Raw genomic sequence first — 17,494 nt, 5'->3', positions numbered from 1 at the left:
GCGCCTTTTTTGTTCACCAGGTAGCGTTGCTTTGCACAACACAGTCAAAGAGGCTAGCAGGCGTTCATGGAGAAAGACTAGAAAGCTCGAAAACATCATTACTTTTCTATTGATATGTATGAGTCCCTTATCAATCTTACCCTTTGCTAGCATACAATAGGGGGTTTTTTATGTCAATTGATTCAGGTGAATTAATTCACAATGTGTTCGCATTGTCAAACATTCGACATATTTGTTTTAGGCTTTTTGGGTTGTGTTTTTAGATGGTTGTCCCGGTGCTTTAAGGAATGTATCCAGATATATGGGTACTTATAATTATTGAAGAGTGGAAACTTGGTGAGTGCTCCGGGATTTACGGCAAAGAGGTGCTCCTACCGCTGCGCTTTACTCGCAAAAGCCGTTCTTCGTAACGGCTCTCGCTCCAGACGGGGACGCTTTCCGGAGGGCGTGCCTTGAACCAATCGAACAACGAAGGGGTTGATTTGTATAATTTCTGCGACTTTTTTCAGAAATTATACAGCGGTGCTCCTAACGCTACGCTTTTTCTCGCAAAAGCCGTCCTACGCAACGGCTCTCGCTCCAATCCTTAGTTAGTGTGGGAAGCACATAGAAAGTACATTGTAGTTTTTTTAAGATCTGGGAAGATTAGTTACTATCAGTGTGCAAAATAGGCATCTTCCTTTGACTAACATTACGTGCGTTAAGTGGTTTTACAGCCAGTAGCACACACTTCTCACGAACGAAGAAGCCCATCGCGAATCCCGCGTAAAGCGTACACCCAGAGCGTAAATCCCCGGTCCCCCATCCTAAGTCTTCTTTTACTCTGTTAGAAAAAAACCAGCAAGGAATGAATCCCTGCTGGTGTGTGTTCTTATAATCAAGATAAGTATTTCAATAGTGATTCGACGATGCGCTCGGAGGCATGGCCGTCACCGTATGGATTGTGAGCTTTAGCCATTTTTTCATATTCCGCGCTGTCAGATAACAACATGTCGGTTAATTCGAAAATGGTTTGTTCGTCTGTTCCAGCTAGCTTTAATGTTCCGGCTTCGATACCTTCTGGACGCTCGGTTGTGTCACGCAAGACGATGACGGGTTTTCCAAGGGATGGTGCTTCTTCTTGGATGCCACCGGAGTCTGTGAGAATGATATGCGAACGTGCTGCGAAATTGTGGAAATCAAGAACTTCTAGCGGCTCAATTAAATGTACTCGGTCGTTGTCGCCAAGCAGTTCATCCGCCACTTCACGTACAGCTGGATTCATATGCACAGGGTAGATGACTTGTATGTCTTCGTATTTAGCGAGTAATCGATTGATCGCACGGAACATATTGCGCATCGGTTCTCCAAGGTTTTCCCGACGATGAGCTGTCAGCAGGATTAAACGGTCGTCCCCCAGCTGATCGAAAATCGGATGGTGATAATCAGGGTTCACCGTCGTCTGGAGCGCGTCAATCGCAGTGTTACCTGTGATGTAAATGCGTTCTTCATTTTTGCCTTCATTCAGCAAGTTTTGTGCTGACTTTTCGGTGGGTGCAAAGTGTAAATCTGCGATGACACCTGTTAATTGGCGGTTCATTTCTTCAGGATACGGTGAATATTTATTCCATGTCCGTAAACCTGCTTCGACGTGACCTACCGCAATTTGATTATAAAACGCAGCCAAACTGCCAATGAATGTTGTGGCAGTATCACCATGAACGAGCACAATGTCCGGCTTAGCTTCTTTCATGATTTTATCGAGTCCTTCGAGTCCTCGTGTCGCTACATCAATGAGTGTCTGTCGATCTTTCATGATGTTCAAATCAAAATCTGGCTTGATTTTGAAAGTTTCTAGCACCTGATCAAGCATTTGGCGGTGCTGTGCAGTGACTGTAACGATTGACTCGATTTGATCGGGATGCTTCTCCAGTTCCAATACGAGCGGTGCCATTTTGATAGCTTCCGGTCGCGTACCGAAAATCGTCATCACTTTCCATTTTTTAGTCAATGAATGGTCCCTCCATTATTTCGTGCCAAATAAACGGTCACCTGCGTCACCGAGTCCAGGCACAATATACCCTGCTTCATTCAATTTTTCATCTAGCGCTGCGATATAGACATCTACATCAGGGTGCGCTTCTGTCAACACTTCCACGCCTTCAGGTGCAGCAACAAGACACATGAATTTGATGTTGACTGCGCCACGCTTTTTCATTGAATTGATGGCTTCGACTGCAGTTCCGCCTGTCGCAAGCATCGGATCCACTACGATGAATTCACGTTCGGATACGTCAGAAGGCAATTTTACATAATATTCAACTGGTTTTAACGTTTCCGGATCGCGGAATAATCCGACGTGCCCTACTTTTGCTGCCGGAATTAATTTGATGATGCCGTCCACCATCCCGATTCCTGCACGTAAGATTGGAACAATTCCTAATTTTTTACCTGCTAACACATGCGAAGTTGCTTCGCAGACAGGAGTTTGAATCGTAATTTCTTTCGTCGGAAGGTCTCGTGTGATTTCGAAAGCCATTAGTGTCGCTAATTCGTTCACTAGTTCGCGGAATTCTTTCGTTCCCGTGTCAACCTTTCTTATATACGTCAGTTTGTGTTGAATTAATGGATGATCAAATACATGTACTTTTGCCATTGGTTTCGCTCCTTTTCGGAATATCTTGTACATTATAACAGAATTCATGCGATAGACGCAGGGAAGTTAGATGTTTTATTCGGATCGTGTCGACAGGTTAGATTGCGTGCGCTACTAAAAAAGCGACAAGCGATCAAAAACAAGAAACCTCTTATAAACTCTCTTACTCGTTGGCCATACCCTGCAAAAAAGCGCCCGACAAATAGTCAGGCGCCACCTAATTATGCGTATAAAGGATGTTGATCTGTCAGAGCTGTGACTGCTTTGCGAGCTTCTGCTTTCGCAGCTTCGTCTTCGTGATTTTTCAATAGGTTCGCAATGATGCGACCCACTTCTTGCATATCTTCTTCTTTGAATCCACGAGTTGTGACAGCAGGCGTACCGATTCGGATACCAGACGTGACAAATGGTCCTTCTGTATCGAATGGTATAGTGTTTTTATTGACTGTAATACCCACTTCATCTAAAACGTGTTCTGCTACTTTTCCTGTGATGCCAAGTGAATTCAACTTCACGAGAACTAAGTGATTGTCCGTGCCACCTGAAACTACGTCGATTCCTTCAGCGTTCAGTTGCTCAGCCAATGCTTTAGCGTTCTTCTTCACTTGTTGGATATATGTCTTGAATTCAGGCTCTAAAGCTTCTTTGAATGCAACAGCTTTCGCAGCGATGACGTGCATCAACGGACCACCTTGAACACCAGGGAATACCGTTTTGTCGATTTTACGGCCGAATTCTTCAGCGAACTCTTCATTTAATAAAATCAAACCACCACGTGGTCCACGCAATGTTTTATGTGTCGTAGACGTAACGAAATGTGCGTGAGGCACTGGATTTGGATGCTCACCAACTGCAACGAGTCCTGCGATATGCGCCATATCGACCATCAAATACGCACCGACTTCATCAGCGATTTCACGGAACTTCGCGAAGTCGATTTCACGTGGATATGCGCTCGCGCCCGCTACGATCATTTTCGGTTTATGCTCAAGTGCCTTTTGACGAACATCTTCATAGTCGATTTTTTCGTCTTCTTTTGTCACACCATATTCTACGAAGTTATATAGAATACCAGAGAAATTGACTGGTGATCCGTGTGTTAAGTGACCGCCATGAGATAAGTTCATTCCTAGAACCGTGTCGCCTGGCTCTAGCGCTGTGAAGTAGACTGCCATATTCGCTTGTGCACCTGAGTGAGGCTGTACGTTAGCATAAGCTGCACCAAATAATTCTTTCAGGCGGTCGCGTGCGATATCCTCTACTACATCCACATGTTCACAGCCACCATAATAACGGCGTCCTGGATAACCTTCTGCATATTTATTCGTCAAATACGATCCTTGTGCTTCCATTACTGCTTGTGTAACAAAGTTTTCTGAAGCAATTAATTCGATGTTGGAATTTTGACGACCCTTTTCCGCCATAATTGCTTCGAAAATTGCTGAGTCTTCACGTTGTACATTGCTTAAGTCCATTATTCCTATCCCCTTTTTCTGATGATTTCTATACTATCTAGTATTGTACACTGATCACTCGTATTGCGCACGACTTCCGCCAATCAATTTGGGACGTGTCGTGGCTAGCGTGATGATGGCTTCGCCTACTTGCTTGATGGAAGTTCGAATTGGCACAACGACCGGCTTTAATTGCATGCCAATCAAAGTTTGACCAATATCGATACCGGCGTTTGCCCGTACCGACTCTACTACTACCGGGTCTTTCAATTGTTGATACGCATAAGCAGACATAGAACCGCCTGCCTTTACGACCGGCACTACTGAAACCGGCTCTAATTGAAATTGTAGAGCCGTCTTTCTTTCAATCGTTACAGCGCGATTAATATGCTCGCAACCTTGGAACGCCAAATGAATCCGGTGCTTGTCCGCAAATGCCTGAAGTGGCGCGAATAATGTTTCACCAATTTCCAGTGCCCCGTTCGTACCGATCCGAGCACCTGCCACTTCAGATGTGGAACAGCCGACGACGAAAATCGTATCTGCCACAGGTGGTGCTTGTTCCGCAAATTCGGTTAATGCTTGCTCGAGCTGTAATTTCCATAACGCGATGGCATCCACATGTTCCACCTTCTTTCTTTACTGCTTTTCTAATTCCATCATTTTATCAATACGACGCCCATGTCGACCGCCTTCGAATTCAGTTCCCAGCCATGTGCTGACAATTTCGCGCGCGAGTCCTGGTCCGATGACCCGCTCGCCCATTGCAAGAATATTAGAGTCATTATGTTCCCGCGTTGCTTTTGCACTGAATACGTCATGAACGAGTGCACAGCGGATGCCCTTTACTTTATTTGCTGCAATAGACATCCCGATGCCTGTTCCACAAATTAAAATTCCGCGGTCTGCTTTTCCTGCGACTACATCATTCGCTACAGGAACAGCGTAATCTGGATAGTCGACAGATGCATCGGAATCTGGTCCATAGTCGACGTATTCTATTTCGAGTTCAGTCAATAAATTGATGATCTCTTTTCGAAGGTTGTTGCCTCCGTGGTCTGAAGAAATTGCAATTTTCACTGCGCACCCTCATTTCTATTTTTACTTATCGCTTATTCTACCACTGTTAGATAAAAAAATCATCGGTTTTACTGCACTCTTTTTGAAATTTTCATTTTTAAAGTGAAGAGAATTGTTTAAAATACGAATGTTAAGCAGATAATAGGTCATAAACGTACGTTTTTGTTTATTTTTTCCGATTGTCATCGTTAATTTGAATTGCTTTCAGCTTTTTTGGGGGATCGGAGCGGTTCGATGCGAGTTTGGCGCGGTTCTAAAAAGTCCTATTTAATTTATTCGAATAAAAAAACGAACACCAGAAGAATATGGTGTTCGTTCCAGACTGTAGACAAAAGAAAGGAAGTGGGCAGGGTACCGTTGATCTACGTTCCAGGTGGACGCGTTCCGGAGGGCGTGGCTTGAGCCGCTTCCCTCGCTTTGCTCAGTCCAGGGTCTCAAGACACACGCTGATCCTCCCGGAGTCGCCACCCTCCACTACGATCAACTAGCGTAATTCATTGATTTTTTAAGTAGTTCGTTTCTCTTCAGCTTATAAAACAGAAGCGAGTGTTAAGTTTTTATTATAGAACAACGTTAGCATGCTAATCCTATTGAAAATTAAAGATTGTGAGCCGTTTTTTTAGATTTTTTGTGTTTGTCTACAAGCTGAAACGAACACCAGAAGAATATGGTGTTCGTTCTTAATTAGTCAACCGACCGATCGAATTTGCGTATCACTTTGTAGAGTTCTTCGGATTGAGCTTTTAATTCGAGTGCCTTGGCATCGGTCTGCTCGATGGAAGCAACTTGTTCCTCTGTAGCGGCGCGTACTTCTTCGGCGCCTGCCGATGTGGCTTCAGCAATCGATGCGACTTCCATTGATTGTTTGGCTGTTAATTCAATTTTTTGCATTTGGCGACCGACGATGTCACTAATTTCAACAACCGAGGCTGCCATCGTATGAATTGTTGCGGTCATGGATTCTACATTTTCATTCGTTTTCGTCGCACGCTCTGCTTCTGTAGAGGCTGTGTCAACTTGTTGTTTCATCTCTGAAACGACTTTCTTGACGTCCGCTTGAATACTTTGTACGAGTGTAGAAATCATTTGGACAGCGTTAGCACTTTCATCTGCCAAATTACGCACTTCTTCAGCTACAACGGCAAATCCTTTACCATGTTCTCCAGCACGCGCTGCTTCGATCGATGCATTGAGTGCTAATAAGTTTGTTTGCCCCGCTATATTGCCGACCAGTTCTACGATTTCTCCAATTTTATGTGCATTTTCATCTAAGACTTGAATAGTTTCCAATGAATGCTCGCTCTGCTTCGTCATTTGATGAATGCCCGCTAACACCGATTGAAAGACTTCTGTTGTCGTATGAAGCTCCTGCAACATTGCTTTGGAATACTCCGATGATTGTCCTGCGCGGCTGTTTACTTCCATAGCCAGTTGCCGAACGTCTTCTATTGCATTGACCGTTTCTTGAATCGCGGAAGCTGTAGTTTCTGCACCGTTGGAGATTTCTCCGATGGTACGAGCGATTGCGTCCGATTGTCCGGATGCCACACTCGTTTCTTTTGTTAAGGCGTCAACCGATTGAACAGTGGTTTGGAAGTTAGATTCAATTTGTTCGATGATGCTTCGCAAGTTCAAAACAACTTGCTGAAATGCTTTGGCTACCGAATGAATTTCATCAGACGAGTTCGATAATTTAATATCAGAACCAATTTTCCCATCCGCCACTTTCATAGCTGCTGTTTCTAAACGTTGCAAAGGTTTTGTCAAAATAACGCTGAATAGCGCTGCCAATATTCCTGACCACATGATACCCATCGCATACGTAATTAGTTGGAATACGAAAGGCTGCACATTCGGGAAGAACGTCGGCTGTACCCAATTAATGAAAACCGCGCTCGTTGAATACGTTATGATTGCAAGAATTACGATAAAATAGACAAACTTTTTTCGTAGCCCTACTTTTCTGGTTCTAATTTTTGTCATTATTTTCCCTCCGAGAGCTTTCGTATTACGAATTGAATGAGTTCCGTAAGCTCCGCGAATGTCGTGCGGTATGTCGCCAAATCCCCACCATACGGATCATGGACATCTCCCCCACCCGACACACCTGCAAATTCCTTTAATGTAAAAATCTTTTCTTTCATTTCAGGAAACCTGTTGTGTAAAATATCTCGGTGGCCGGCTGTCATCGTCAAAACGAGATCAGCCCAATGCATTTCGGATTCTTTGAGTTCATTCGAAAGTTTGTTGTATGGAATTTCTGCTTCCGTTAACAGTTGCGCGGAATTCTCGGAGATGGGCAGTCCATCCATCGCGTGAATGCCAGCAGATTTCGCCATCACACCCGGCAAATTTTCATTGTTCAATAAAGCTTCTGCCAACGGACTTCTACATGTGTTGCCTGTACAAATAAAATATATGTTCATTTTCCTCACCTACTATACAGAATACCGGATTTATAAGAAAAAAGAAACACTAAACACTAAATTATAAAGGACATTACACCTATAATAATGAAAACAATTCCAGTCAGACGTCTAATATACGTTCCGTTTATTAGTGGAATACGACCTGTAGATAAAAGCGCTACGATAGAGAAGATGAAAGCAAAGAGACCTGATGCAAAAATGAACAGCCATTTATTCAGCTGCATCATGCCAAACGTCACACTGACAGTGAAAGCGTCGATACTGACGAGTAACGCCAAGAAAAATGGAGAGATCTTGTCGATCATGGACGGTTGATCTGCATCATCCAGTAAAATATGTACCCCGATCAAACCTAACATCACACCCGAAAGTGCATTGCCCCATTCCGCAAAGTAGTGGATGGTCCATTCTCCCATATAGAAACCGACTAACGGCAATAGAATATTTAATACGGTGGTCCATAAAGCAATCATGAATCTACCTCGCCGTAGTTGAAGAACTGTATAGACAATGATGATATCGATCGTGGTGACAATTGCCGCTATTATTTCTATCAATGAGTAAGCCCCCTTACAGTTCGCATCTATCTATCTTATGCGTCTACTTTAGGAGGCTATTCGTGTCTTTTATTTCATTCTGAATACCGCTTGCCGTCGGAGGCTTTATCCAGTCGATTCATGACGGCTGCTCCGATACCTGTAAGATCCGTTTCGATTGCTAGAATGATATCAGCTTCAGTAGTATCACATTGACGGATCGCTTTGTATAAGTTGGCAGCCATTGCTTCATGGCTATGGATCGCACCTGTTGTAAAATACCAATCCGCTTTTATCGTTTGTAATTCATCAGGACCGATAATCGCCACTCGTTTTCCTTGCTGATGAATGCTGTCCACTGCATGCTCAAGAATAGAAGCGTCTGGTTCAATGACGAATAAAGGTGCTTCCGGTGCGTAATGGGTGTATTTCATGCCCGGTGCCCGAGGTGTCTCGGTCTTTTCTTCCGGTTTTGCCGCCAGATGGACAGGTCCGATTAATGCTTCCAGTTGTTCTTTGACGATTCCGCCTGGGCGCAAAATAACTGGCGGTGTGACGGTCACATCTAGCACAGTTGATTCGACTCCAATTCCCGTTGCGCCCCCATCCAAAATTAGCGGAATTCTTCCAAATAAATCATGATAGACATGTTCCGCTTCCGTAGGGCTCGGTTTTCCGCTTCGATTCGCACTCGGTGCCGCTAATGGAAGTTCAAGTTTCTTTAATAACTGTAAAGCTACTGGATGATCCGGCATACGTATCGCTACCGTATCCATACCTGCTGTCACGGTATCCGCAATAATTCCAGGTTTTTTCTCCATCACTAATGTCAGAGGACCAGGCCAGAACGCTTCTATTAATTGTTCGGCTACTTCAGGTATCTTTTCCACATAGTCTTTCACGTCAGACTTTTTCCCAATATGTACGATGAGCGGATTATCGGCAGGTCGTCCCTTTGCTTCAAAAATCCGCTGCACAGCTCGCTCATCTGTTGCGATGGCTCCAAGACCGTAAACTGTTTCAGTCGGAAACGCAACAAGTCCTCCTTCTCGAAGGATATCCACAGCTTGTTTATATGTTTTTTCATTATCCACGAGGTTATCCACCGAATTCATCTTCGTTTCCATCTGTTCAACCCCTTTTTATACACATTTCATTGGATTTATCCACAAAAAATGTGAATAGTTTTATGCGAACCACGACTTTATCCACTCCCAAATGAAGAATTTGACGGGCTCTTCTTCTGTTTCAACGACAGATGCTTCTTCTTCCGGAAAACAAACATTCGGAAATAGCGCACACCACCAATTATCTCCCTGACCTTTACCTATTTTTAAAATATAGGCATCATAGACATCTTGTTTTTGAATAGCAAATCCCACTCTCTTCGGTGGAATCAATGCTGATCTACGTTCAAATGTTACAGGCTTCCCCTTTGCTTGCTCTCTTGCTAATTGAATAATGGTCGGTTCAAGCAACTGAAGCTTGTCATCTAATTGCTGTTGACTCGTTGATTCATTGATCGCACGTTCAAGCAGTGGCGCAACTTTCTCTTGGATCTCTCGCTTTACTTGCTGGTCCACATTCGCATTGGAGTTTGCTAGAATACGAAACTGTGTTGCTTCGCTAGCCGGTGCTTCTTGGCTGAATAATAATAGTACGCCTTGAATCGCCAGTAATACGAGTACAAATTCTATAAAGGCAACTAGTTTTGAAGTTTTCGTTGGTTGTTGTGCGATCGGATAATCTTGTAACATGTCATCCCCTCCTGCAATCTATCATGACCCGCAGGAAGAGATTTTATTCATCGAATCTCACAAAATATCATTCGATCTTTTTTATTGATATCTTTTACGATGTCTACTTTTGCTTCTGGGAAGGCTTGTTGGAGAAATCGTTGGACGGTTTCCCCTTGCTGATAGCCAATTTCAAAGCCAATCAACGATGGATGATTCATCATAGATGATAGACGTTCCGATAGTCTACGATAAAAATACAGTCCTTCTTCTTCTGCAAATAAAGCAGAGGACGGTTCGTATTCAAAAACAGTCGCAGACATCTCTGTTTTTTCAAATTCTGCAATATAGGGTGGATTAGACAGAATGATATCCCATGTGTTTTGCACGAGTGGTTCTTCCATATCCCCCTGTAAAAAGGTGATCTCCACTTTATTGCGTCGCGCGTTACGCTCAGCCACCTGTAATGCTTCTTCACTGAAATCCGTCGCGGTTACCAGTGCCGACGGACGTTCTTTTTTGAACGCTACCGCGATGGCTCCGCTTCCCGTTCCGATATCCGCCACCCGAATCGGTCGATTCCCAAACAGTCGGTTCGCCCGTTCTAATGCATAATACACCAATTCCTCCGTTTCAGGACGCGGAATTAAAACATGTTCATTCACTTCGAATGAATAGCCATAAAATGATTCTTCGCCAAGAATATATTGCAGCGGCTTTCCAGTGAGAAGCTCCTTAATATGATCCCAAAATTGCTCGCAAAGTTCGTGCGATAACTGTTCACGCAGACTGGCAAGATAGGTGGCTTGACTTTTTCCCGTCACCGCTCGCATCGCTAACTCTGCTGTCTTTGTTTCCAGTCCTCGTGCGTACAGTAATTTCTCCGCACGTTGAACGGATTCCAAGATCGTTTCAGTCATTTTGATCCAAGCTTTCCAGTCGATGTGCTTGTTCTTCAATTATTAACGCATCAATTACCTCGTCCAGTTTGCCTTCGATAATCTGATCGAGTTTTTGGATCGTTAAACCAATTCGGTGGTCTGTTATACGGTTTTGCGGAAAGTTATACGTCCGGATACGTTCGGAACGATCGCCAGAACCGACAGCTGATTTGCGTTTTTCATCGTACTCCGCTCGTGCTTCTTGCATAAATTTATCATAGACACGTGCACGCAATACTTTCATCGCTTTTTCTTTATTTTTAATTTGAGACTTTTCATCTTGACATGACACGGTGATCCCTGTTGGCAAATGTGTAAGACGAACGGCTGACATCGTTGTGTTAACCGATTGTCCGCCTGGTCCAGATGAGGCAAATGTATCGGTGCGAACATCTTTATCATGAATTTCAATTTCCACTTCTTCCGCTTCAGGTAAACAAGCGACCGTGGCAGTGGACGTATGGATACGCCCGCCTGATTCCGTTTCCGGTACTCGTTGCACTCGATGTGCCCCGTTTTCGTATTTTAGTTTGGAATAGGCACCATTGCCATCGATCATGAAGATAATTTCCTTAAAACCGCCCAATTCCGTCGGAGATGAATCAATTACTTCCACTTTCCAATGGTTCATTTCGGCAAAACGAGTGTACATGCGATACAGACTGCTAGCGAATAATGCTGCTTCATCACCACCGGCTGCGCCACGAATTTCCATAATGACACTTTTATTGTCGTTCGGATCTTTTGGTATAAGCAGGCGTTTCAGTTGTTCTTCTAACGGTTCAATACGATCTTCGAGTTCATCAATTTCCATTTTGACTAGTTCTTTCATTTCGTCATCTAACGGTTCATCTAGCATTTCTTTCGCGTTCTTATATTGAGACTGAACCTCTTTATATTCACGGTATACCTCAACGGTTTCCTGTAAATCGGATTGCTCCTTTGAGTACGTCCGCAATTTGTCTAAGTCATTGACTATTTCAGGATCGCTCAGCAGTTCATTGAGTCGATCATAACGATCTTCTACCGCTTGTAGTCTATCGAACATAATAGCTTCACCTCTTCTTGAGTATGGTTTGTTGGTTTATCCAGCGTATAGCAGAACCGCCTATCCTTTTGTGCATATGGATAGACGGTGGAGTTTATTTATTTCGCATGTTGTACACGGACACCTGTTGGTACTTCATGGTGCTTACGACAGCGTGGTTCGTAGGCTTCGGATGCACCGACGAGAATAACAGGATCGTCGTACCCAGCAGGTTGTCCATCAATTAACCGTTGGGTTCGGCTCGAAGGAGAACCACAAACGGTGCACACAGCCTGAAGTTTCGTGACCAGTTCAGCAACTGCCATTAATTGAGGCATCGGTCCAAATGGCTCTCCTCGAAAATCTTGATCCAGTCCCGCGATGATGACACGGAAACCACGATCTGCTAAACTGATCGCAACTTCAAGAATTTCTTCGTCAAAAAATTGAGCTTCATCAATGGCGACCACATCGAAATCATCTGTTACGAGTTGTGGAATTTCATTGGCTTTGGAAATAGGATTCGCGATTACTGAGGTGCCGTCGTGGCTCACAACAGCTTCTTCGCTGTAGCGATCATCGATTTCAGGCTTGAATACCGCAATTTTTTGTTTAGCAAATTCCGCCCGACGAATTCGACGAATGAGCTCCTCTGATTTACCTGAAAACATGCTACCACAGATGACTTCCATCCAGCCGCCTTGCATTGAAACGTACATGGTCAATCTCCTTTCGATGTCGTGCTATGTATCTTTTCAGCGTGGTCGTGCTTTGGTTTATGAGCGCTTGCGCGGGTGCTATGAGCATTTGCTCGGATGCTATGAGCGCTTCTCTCTTGGCAGATCCAGCCTTAATGTCTGCCGCCTCTAACCAGCGTGCTCCGCTTTTGGATCTATGATTATAAAAATACCCGCCTGGCACGACTGCACCTGACGGGTATTTGGCATTTGATTACTCTTGGTCTTCTGACTTGATGCCATATTTTTTGTTGAAACGGTCGACACGGCCGTCCGCTGCAGCAAACTTTTGGCGTCCAGTGTAGAATGGGTGGCATTCTGAGCAAACTTCCACTCGAATTTCCTCTTTTACAGAACCTGTTTCGAATGTATTGCCACATGAGCAAATAACTTTTGCAAGTTTGTAGTCTGGATGAATTCCTGCTTTCATCGTTCTCTCTCCTCTCGCCCTGAACCATCTGGAACAGAGTATAAATTATAGGGTGCTCTACTGACCGTTTGCCAATAAAACAAATGTAAAGAGCGATGCCGTACACGACCCGTATATGTCAGCCGCATATGCAGTGTACGAAAAACCGTACTTGAAAAGTATAGCAAAATTACGCATCTGGTGCAACTGTTTGATCAAGATTTTTCAGAACGCAAATCATTTTCTCATACACTTTAAAACTGTATATGTTACGGGTTTCGCTCGGTTCGGAATGACTTTGGAGCGTTACAGGTGGTGATTCGCTCGGTTGGACAGAAGATTGGCACGGTTCAGCTAGATTTTCGCTCGGTTAGGTCGGTGTTTGGCTCGGTCTAACATATCTTTGGCGCGGTTCAAACCACCACACACTTGAAAACATTAGATCAAGCCTTTCCCTTTACGATGAGCTTTCATTTCTTCGTTCAGTTTCTCAAAGAATTCTTCATTATTTGGGGATTGGCGAAGTTTTCTTAAGAAGCGTTCGGCAAAATCTGGCGCATCAGAGAATGTTTTTCGGATGGCCCATAATTTTTCGAGTTTTTCGGAAGGAATGAGAAGTTCTTCTTTCCGTGTGCCAGAGCGGCGAATGTCTAGCGCCGGGAAGATACGGCGTTCCGCTAGGCTTCGGTCCAGGTGAAGCTCCATGTTGCCAGTACCTTTAAACTCTTCATAGATGACTTCATCCATACGAGAACCCGTTTCGATGAGTGCAGTCGCTAAAATGGTTAAGCTTCCGCCTTCTTCTAAGTTACGCGCAGCACCGAAAAATCGTTTCGGCCGGTGAAAAGCCGCTGGGTCAATCCCCCCCGAAAGTGTACGTCCACTTGGTGGTATTACTAAGTTGAATGCACGGGCTAGTCGGGTAATGGAGTCCATTAAAATGATGACATCCCGTTTATGCTCAACGAGACGCATGGCTCGTTCTAACACGAGCTCTGCCACTTTTACGTGATTTTCCGGCACTTCATCGAATGTGGAGCTGACGACATCCGCTTTGACAGAACGTTCAATATCTGTGACTTCCTCTGGACGCTCGTCAATTAGCAAGACGATTAGCTCTGCTTCGGGATGATTTGTCGTAATAGCATTTGCGATTTCTTTCAGTAGCATCGTCTTTCCAGCTTTCGGAGGCGCGACGATCAATCCACGCTGGCCGAACCCTACAGGTGATACAAGGTCCATGATGCGTGTGGAAATATGATTTTGAGTCGTTTCTAGTTGGATTTGACGCTCTGGATAGAGAGGAGTTAGGGCTGGAAAATGAACGCGTTCACGCGCCACTTCAGGATTTTGTCCATTGACCGCTTCTACTTGCAGCAAGCCATAGTATCTTTCGTTTTCTTTTGGCGGACGAACTTTCCCTGTTACTTTATCACCGTTACGCAAATCAAAGCGCCGGATTTGTGAGGCGGATATGTAAATATCCTCAGAACTCGGTGAGTAGTTAATCGGACGTAAAAAGCCGTACCCCTCGGATTGGATAATTTCCAAGACACCTTCCATGAAAAAGAATCCTTCTTGTTCTGCACGGGTCTTTAAGATGGCAAAGATGAGTTCCTTTTTCGTCAGCTTGCCATAGTTCGTAATTTTAAATTGCTTCGCGAGAGAATAGAGCTCCTTCAGCGTCATATTTTCAAGGTCTGCCAGTGTGATCATTGTCATCTACACGTACACCACTCTTCATTTAGATTATATGAATATTTCGACATCAGAAAGAGAAAGGAAGGTACCTTACGTACTTCCTTTCGATTTGCTAACATTATGGATTGTTCATAGTTTTAGGAAATAGAACCCGGTTGTGACACCGGGTAATGAGGGAGTTAGTCTTGCATAACGAGAAGAGGTTTTTTCTTCATGCTGTGGCGACCTTCTACAAAGCGGATGGTACCTGACTTGGAGCGCATAACAATTGAATGCGTTCGGCTATATGTACCTTTAAATTGTACACCGCCCAGCAATTCGCCGTCTGTAACGCCGGTTGCCGCAAAAATACAATCATCGCCTTTGACCAAGTCATCCATCTTCAATACTTTGTCAACATCGATACCCATTTTGATGCAACGTTCTCTTTCTTCATCATTCGAAGGAACGAGTCGCCCTTGGATTTCTCCACCTAAGCATTTTAGACCGACTGCCGCGATGACGCCTTCAGGTGCACCACCCATACCGAATAAAATATCGACACCTGTATCATCGAACGCTGTGTTCAATGCGCCTGCTACGTCGCCATCTTCGATCAACTTGATACGTGCTCCAGCTTGTCGGATTTCTTCAATGATATCTTTATGACGTTCCCGGTTTAAAACGGAAGCAACTAGATCGGAAACAGATTTATTTTTCGCTTTCGCTACAGCATGCAAGTTCTCTGTAACAGATGCGTCAATATCAATTTTCCCTACCGCTTCAGGTCCTACCGCAATTTTGTCCATATACATATCCGGTGCGTTCAATAGGTTCCCTTTATCCGCAACAGCGAGTACCGCCAGTGCATTCCAGCCACCTGAAGCAACGATGTTCGTACCTTCCAAAGGATCGACCGCTACATCCACTGCCGGTCCATGTCCTGTCCCTAGCTCTTCACCAATATAAAGCATCGGTGCTTCGTCCATTTCTCCTTCACCGATAACGACAATACCTTCCATTGGGATCGTGTCGAATACTGTCCGCATAGCTTCTGTTGCTGCATCATCCGCTTCATTCTTTAAACCGCGTCCCATCCAGCGAGCCGCTGCAACGGCTGCCGCTTCTGTAACACGCACTAATTCCATCGATAAACTACGTTCCATACTGTTTGTTTCCTCCTGTTTGCGGTAAGGCGCTTGTCGCGTTTTACCTCTCATTTGCCTACGTCCGCATCCATTGTGCTATTATGTCTGGATGTGTCGTTGTGGTCTATTATACACGAAATTGACAATTAGCGTCACTCTGAAATAGAAGCTGTCTTCAAACCTTCCACTTTGCTAATATCCGCGCCTAGCTTTTGTAGCTTTGAAATAATTCGACTATAGCCACGTTCGATATGCTCGATTTCCTGAATTTCCGTTTCTCCGCTCGCAATTAACCCTGCAATTAACAATGCGGCACCTGCTCGTAGATCTGTAGCTCTGACTGTAGCGGCCTGTAATGGTGTCGGTCCCGTAATGATGGCCGAGCGACCTTCCACCCGACCATCTGCGTTCATTCGACGAAGCTCATCGATTTGCTTGAATCGAGCAGGGTAGATCGTATCGGTCAAAATGGAAGATCCCTCCGCTTGTGTGGATAGTACGCAGAACGGCTGTTGTAGATCTGTGGGAAATCCTGGGTAAACAAGTGTTTTGACATCTACCGCTTGGAGCTTTTCCGTTTTCGGAATGAAAATTTGCTCTTCTCCCACTTCCACTTTCACGCCCATTTCACGAAGCTTTGCAGTGACTGCCTCGACATGCAATGGGATGACGTTGTCGATCGTAATGCCATCTCCAATTGCTGCTGCCATAATCATATACGTTCCGGTTTCGATACGGTCGGGAATGATTGTGTGTTTCGTCCCGTGAAGTTTTTCCACACCTTCAATCCGAATCACATTTGTTCCGGCTCCTTTGATATTGGCGCCCATATTTGATAATAACGTTGCAACATCAATGATTTCCGGCTCTTTCGCAGCGTTTTCAATAACCGTTTTACCCTTTGCCAACACAGCCGCCATCATAATATTAATCGTGGCGCCCACACTGACTACATCTAGATAAATTTTGGCACCGCGCAATTCATCTGCGCGTAAATAAATGGCACCATGTTCATTAGTCACTTTTGCTCCTAGTGCTTCAAAACCTTTGATGTGCTGGTCGATTGGCCGAGGTCCTAAGTGACAGCCTCCTGGCAATCCGATGACTGCATGCTTGAATTTACCAAGTAGCGCACCCATCATATAGCAGGATGCCCGAAGTTTTTTTACATTCCCATTCGGCAGTGGCATGGATATTACTTCTGACGGGTCGATTGTCATCTTCCCATCTTCTATGTGTACTTTTCCACCAATCTCTTCAACTAGTGTTTGTAATGTTAAAACATCTGAAATCTCTGGAAGGCCTGCAATCGTTACAGATGAGTCGGCTAAGATGGCAGCAGGAATGAGAGCGACGGCGCTATTTTTCGCACCGCTGACCCGTACCGTACCTTGTAGCCGTTTTCCACCTTTAATTTTGTAAACGTCCATTTCGATCTCCTTTTATTTGAATTCAGCAGATTACCCCACTTTTATATGTGGCGGTATGAATGCAAATAGTTTTTTCTGTTCAGCGGGTGTTCAAACGCCCGCTGAATCCAAATAAAAGCCTCCAGCGGATGTCAGGGATTTTGTAAGGAGTTAAAAAGGATCGCAGTCTTTGTCGCATCATACGACACCGCCTGCATGACCTGTATCGTGCAGGCCTCAATTCAAAATCCAGACGCAATCACGCTGAGGCGT

At 44.5% G+C, this 17,494-nt stretch carries 17 protein-coding genes; all 17 read right to left on the bottom strand.

Annotated elements, in window-relative coordinates; all coding sequences use genetic code 11:
• Positions 1 to 877: 877 nt before the first annotated feature.
• The 17 genes from wecB to GD002_RS00415 all read right to left on the bottom strand — a co-directional run bounded on the left by wecB (position 878) and on the right by GD002_RS00415 (position 17,242).
• The gene (gene wecB / locus GD002_RS00495; protein WP_153730365.1) at positions 878 to 1,990 is read right to left on the bottom strand and encodes a non-hydrolyzing UDP-N-acetylglucosamine 2-epimerase; all 1,113 of its coding nucleotides are present in this window, start codon (positions 1,988 to 1,990) and stop codon (positions 878 to 880) included.
• 15 nt (positions 1,991 to 2,005) lie between these two features.
• Positions 2,006 to 2,635 carry a uracil phosphoribosyltransferase gene (gene upp, locus GD002_RS00490; protein WP_153730364.1) on the bottom strand — a complete coding sequence of 210 codons (630 nt, stop codon included), beginning with the start codon at positions 2,633 to 2,635 and terminating at the stop codon, positions 2,006 to 2,008.
• A gap of 221 nt (positions 2,636 to 2,856) precedes the next feature.
• Positions 2,857 to 4,110, bottom strand: coding sequence for a serine hydroxymethyltransferase (gene glyA / locus GD002_RS00485; protein ID WP_153730363.1), 1,254 nt, complete (start codon positions 4,108 to 4,110; stop codon positions 2,857 to 2,859).
• A 54-nt stretch (positions 4,111 to 4,164) separates the two neighbouring features.
• Positions 4,165 to 4,710, bottom strand: a complete 546-nt coding sequence (locus GD002_RS00480) for a TIGR01440 family protein (RefSeq protein WP_194841417.1) — start codon at positions 4,708 to 4,710, stop codon at positions 4,165 to 4,167.
• A gap of 18 nt (positions 4,711 to 4,728) precedes the next feature.
• Positions 4,729 to 5,169, bottom strand: coding sequence for a ribose 5-phosphate isomerase B (gene rpiB, locus GD002_RS00475; RefSeq protein ID WP_153730362.1), 441 nt, complete (start codon positions 5,167 to 5,169; stop codon positions 4,729 to 4,731).
• Between the two features lie 684 nt (positions 5,170 to 5,853).
• A complete protein-coding gene (locus tag GD002_RS00470) occupies positions 5,854 to 7,152 on the bottom strand; it encodes a methyl-accepting chemotaxis protein (RefSeq protein WP_153730361.1) in 1,299 nt (432 codons plus the stop codon).
• Positions 7,152 to 7,595, bottom strand: coding sequence for a low molecular weight protein arginine phosphatase (locus GD002_RS00465; protein WP_153730360.1), 444 nt, complete (start codon positions 7,593 to 7,595; stop codon positions 7,152 to 7,154). The genes GD002_RS00470 and GD002_RS00465 overlap by 1 nt, the downstream gene beginning before the upstream one ends.
• A gap of 56 nt (positions 7,596 to 7,651) precedes the next feature.
• The gene (locus GD002_RS00460) at positions 7,652 to 8,155 is read right to left on the bottom strand and encodes a manganese efflux pump MntP (RefSeq protein ID WP_153730359.1); all 504 of its coding nucleotides are present in this window, start codon (positions 8,153 to 8,155) and stop codon (positions 7,652 to 7,654) included.
• Positions 8,156 to 8,229: 74 nt separating this feature from the next.
• On the bottom strand, positions 8,230 to 9,261 hold the full coding sequence (locus tag GD002_RS00455) for an L-threonylcarbamoyladenylate synthase (protein ID WP_153730358.1): 1,032 nt from the start codon (positions 9,259 to 9,261) through the stop codon (positions 8,230 to 8,232).
• Between the two features lie 60 nt (positions 9,262 to 9,321).
• Positions 9,322 to 9,891 carry a stage II sporulation protein R gene (locus GD002_RS00450; RefSeq protein ID WP_153730357.1) on the bottom strand — a complete coding sequence of 190 codons (570 nt, stop codon included), beginning with the start codon at positions 9,889 to 9,891 and terminating at the stop codon, positions 9,322 to 9,324.
• 47 nt (positions 9,892 to 9,938) lie between these two features.
• Complete coding sequence (gene prmC, locus GD002_RS00445; protein ID WP_153730356.1) at positions 9,939 to 10,790, bottom strand: peptide chain release factor N(5)-glutamine methyltransferase; 852 nt, start codon at positions 10,788 to 10,790, stop codon at positions 9,939 to 9,941.
• On the bottom strand, positions 10,783 to 11,859 hold the full coding sequence (gene prfA, locus GD002_RS00440) for a peptide chain release factor 1 (RefSeq protein WP_153730355.1): 1,077 nt from the start codon (positions 11,857 to 11,859) through the stop codon (positions 10,783 to 10,785). The genes prmC and prfA overlap by 8 nt, the downstream gene beginning before the upstream one ends.
• 98 nt (positions 11,860 to 11,957) lie before the next feature.
• On the bottom strand, positions 11,958 to 12,557 hold the full coding sequence (locus GD002_RS00435) for a thymidine kinase (protein WP_153730354.1): 600 nt from the start codon (positions 12,555 to 12,557) through the stop codon (positions 11,958 to 11,960).
• Between the two features lie 232 nt (positions 12,558 to 12,789).
• The gene (rpmE, locus tag GD002_RS00430; protein ID WP_153730353.1) at positions 12,790 to 13,005 is read right to left on the bottom strand and encodes a 50S ribosomal protein L31; all 216 of its coding nucleotides are present in this window, start codon (positions 13,003 to 13,005) and stop codon (positions 12,790 to 12,792) included.
• 417 nt (positions 13,006 to 13,422) lie between these two features.
• A complete protein-coding gene (gene rho / locus GD002_RS00425) occupies positions 13,423 to 14,706 on the bottom strand; it encodes a transcription termination factor Rho (protein WP_153730352.1) in 1,284 nt (427 codons plus the stop codon).
• 158 nt (positions 14,707 to 14,864) lie between these two features.
• A complete protein-coding gene (gene glpX / locus GD002_RS00420) occupies positions 14,865 to 15,830 on the bottom strand; it encodes a class II fructose-bisphosphatase (protein ID WP_153730351.1) in 966 nt (321 codons plus the stop codon).
• Between the two features lie 134 nt (positions 15,831 to 15,964).
• On the bottom strand, positions 15,965 to 17,242 hold the full coding sequence (locus GD002_RS00415; protein ID WP_153730350.1) for a UDP-N-acetylglucosamine 1-carboxyvinyltransferase: 1,278 nt from the start codon (positions 17,240 to 17,242) through the stop codon (positions 15,965 to 15,967).
• Positions 17,243 to 17,494: the final 252 nt, after the last annotated feature.

The sequence above is a fragment of the Sporosarcina obsidiansis genome (assembly GCF_009651005.1).
Lineage (GTDB): Bacteria > Bacillota > Bacilli > Bacillales_A > Planococcaceae > Sporosarcina > Sporosarcina obsidiansis.
The sequence above is the reverse complement of the archived record's forward strand: the minus strand, read 5'-3'. Positions and strand labels throughout refer to the sequence as shown.

Bases quoted from the DNA above. Each gene is read 5' to 3' on its own strand.
- prfA (WP_153730355.1), bottom strand. From the start codon at position 11,859: ATGTTCGATAGACTACAAGCGGTAGAAGATCGTTATGATCGACTCAAT.
- upp (WP_153730364.1), bottom strand. From the start codon at position 2,635: ATGGCAAAAGTACATGTATTTGATCATCCATTAATTCAACACAAACTG.
- GD002_RS00415 (WP_153730350.1), bottom strand. From the start codon at position 17,242: ATGGACGTTTACAAAATTAAAGGTGGAAAACGGCTACAAGGTACGGTA.
- rho (WP_153730352.1), bottom strand. From the start codon at position 14,706: ATGACAATGATCACACTGGCAGACCTTGAAAATATGACGCTGAAGGAG.
- rpmE (WP_153730353.1), bottom strand. From the start codon at position 13,005: ATGAAAGCAGGAATTCATCCAGACTACAAACTTGCAAAAGTTATTTGC.
- glyA (WP_153730363.1), bottom strand. From the start codon at position 4,110: ATGGACTTAAGCAATGTACAACGTGAAGACTCAGCAATTTTCGAAGCA.
- GD002_RS00470 (WP_153730361.1), bottom strand. From the start codon at position 7,152: ATGACAAAAATTAGAACCAGAAAAGTAGGGCTACGAAAAAAGTTTGTC.
- prmC (WP_153730356.1), bottom strand. From the start codon at position 10,790: ATGACTGAAACGATCTTGGAATCCGTTCAACGTGCGGAGAAATTACTG.
- GD002_RS00455 (WP_153730358.1), bottom strand. From the start codon at position 9,261: ATGGAAACGAAGATGAATTCGGTGGATAACCTCGTGGATAATGAAAAA.
- GD002_RS00450 (WP_153730357.1), bottom strand. From the start codon at position 9,891: ATGTTACAAGATTATCCGATCGCACAACAACCAACGAAAACTTCAAAA.
- GD002_RS00435 (WP_153730354.1), bottom strand. From the start codon at position 12,557: ATGTACGTTTCAATGCAAGGCGGCTGGATGGAAGTCATCTGTGGTAGC.
- glpX (WP_153730351.1), bottom strand. From the start codon at position 15,830: ATGGAACGTAGTTTATCGATGGAATTAGTGCGTGTTACAGAAGCGGCA.
- GD002_RS00465 (WP_153730360.1), bottom strand. From the start codon at position 7,595: ATGAACATATATTTTATTTGTACAGGCAACACATGTAGAAGTCCGTTG.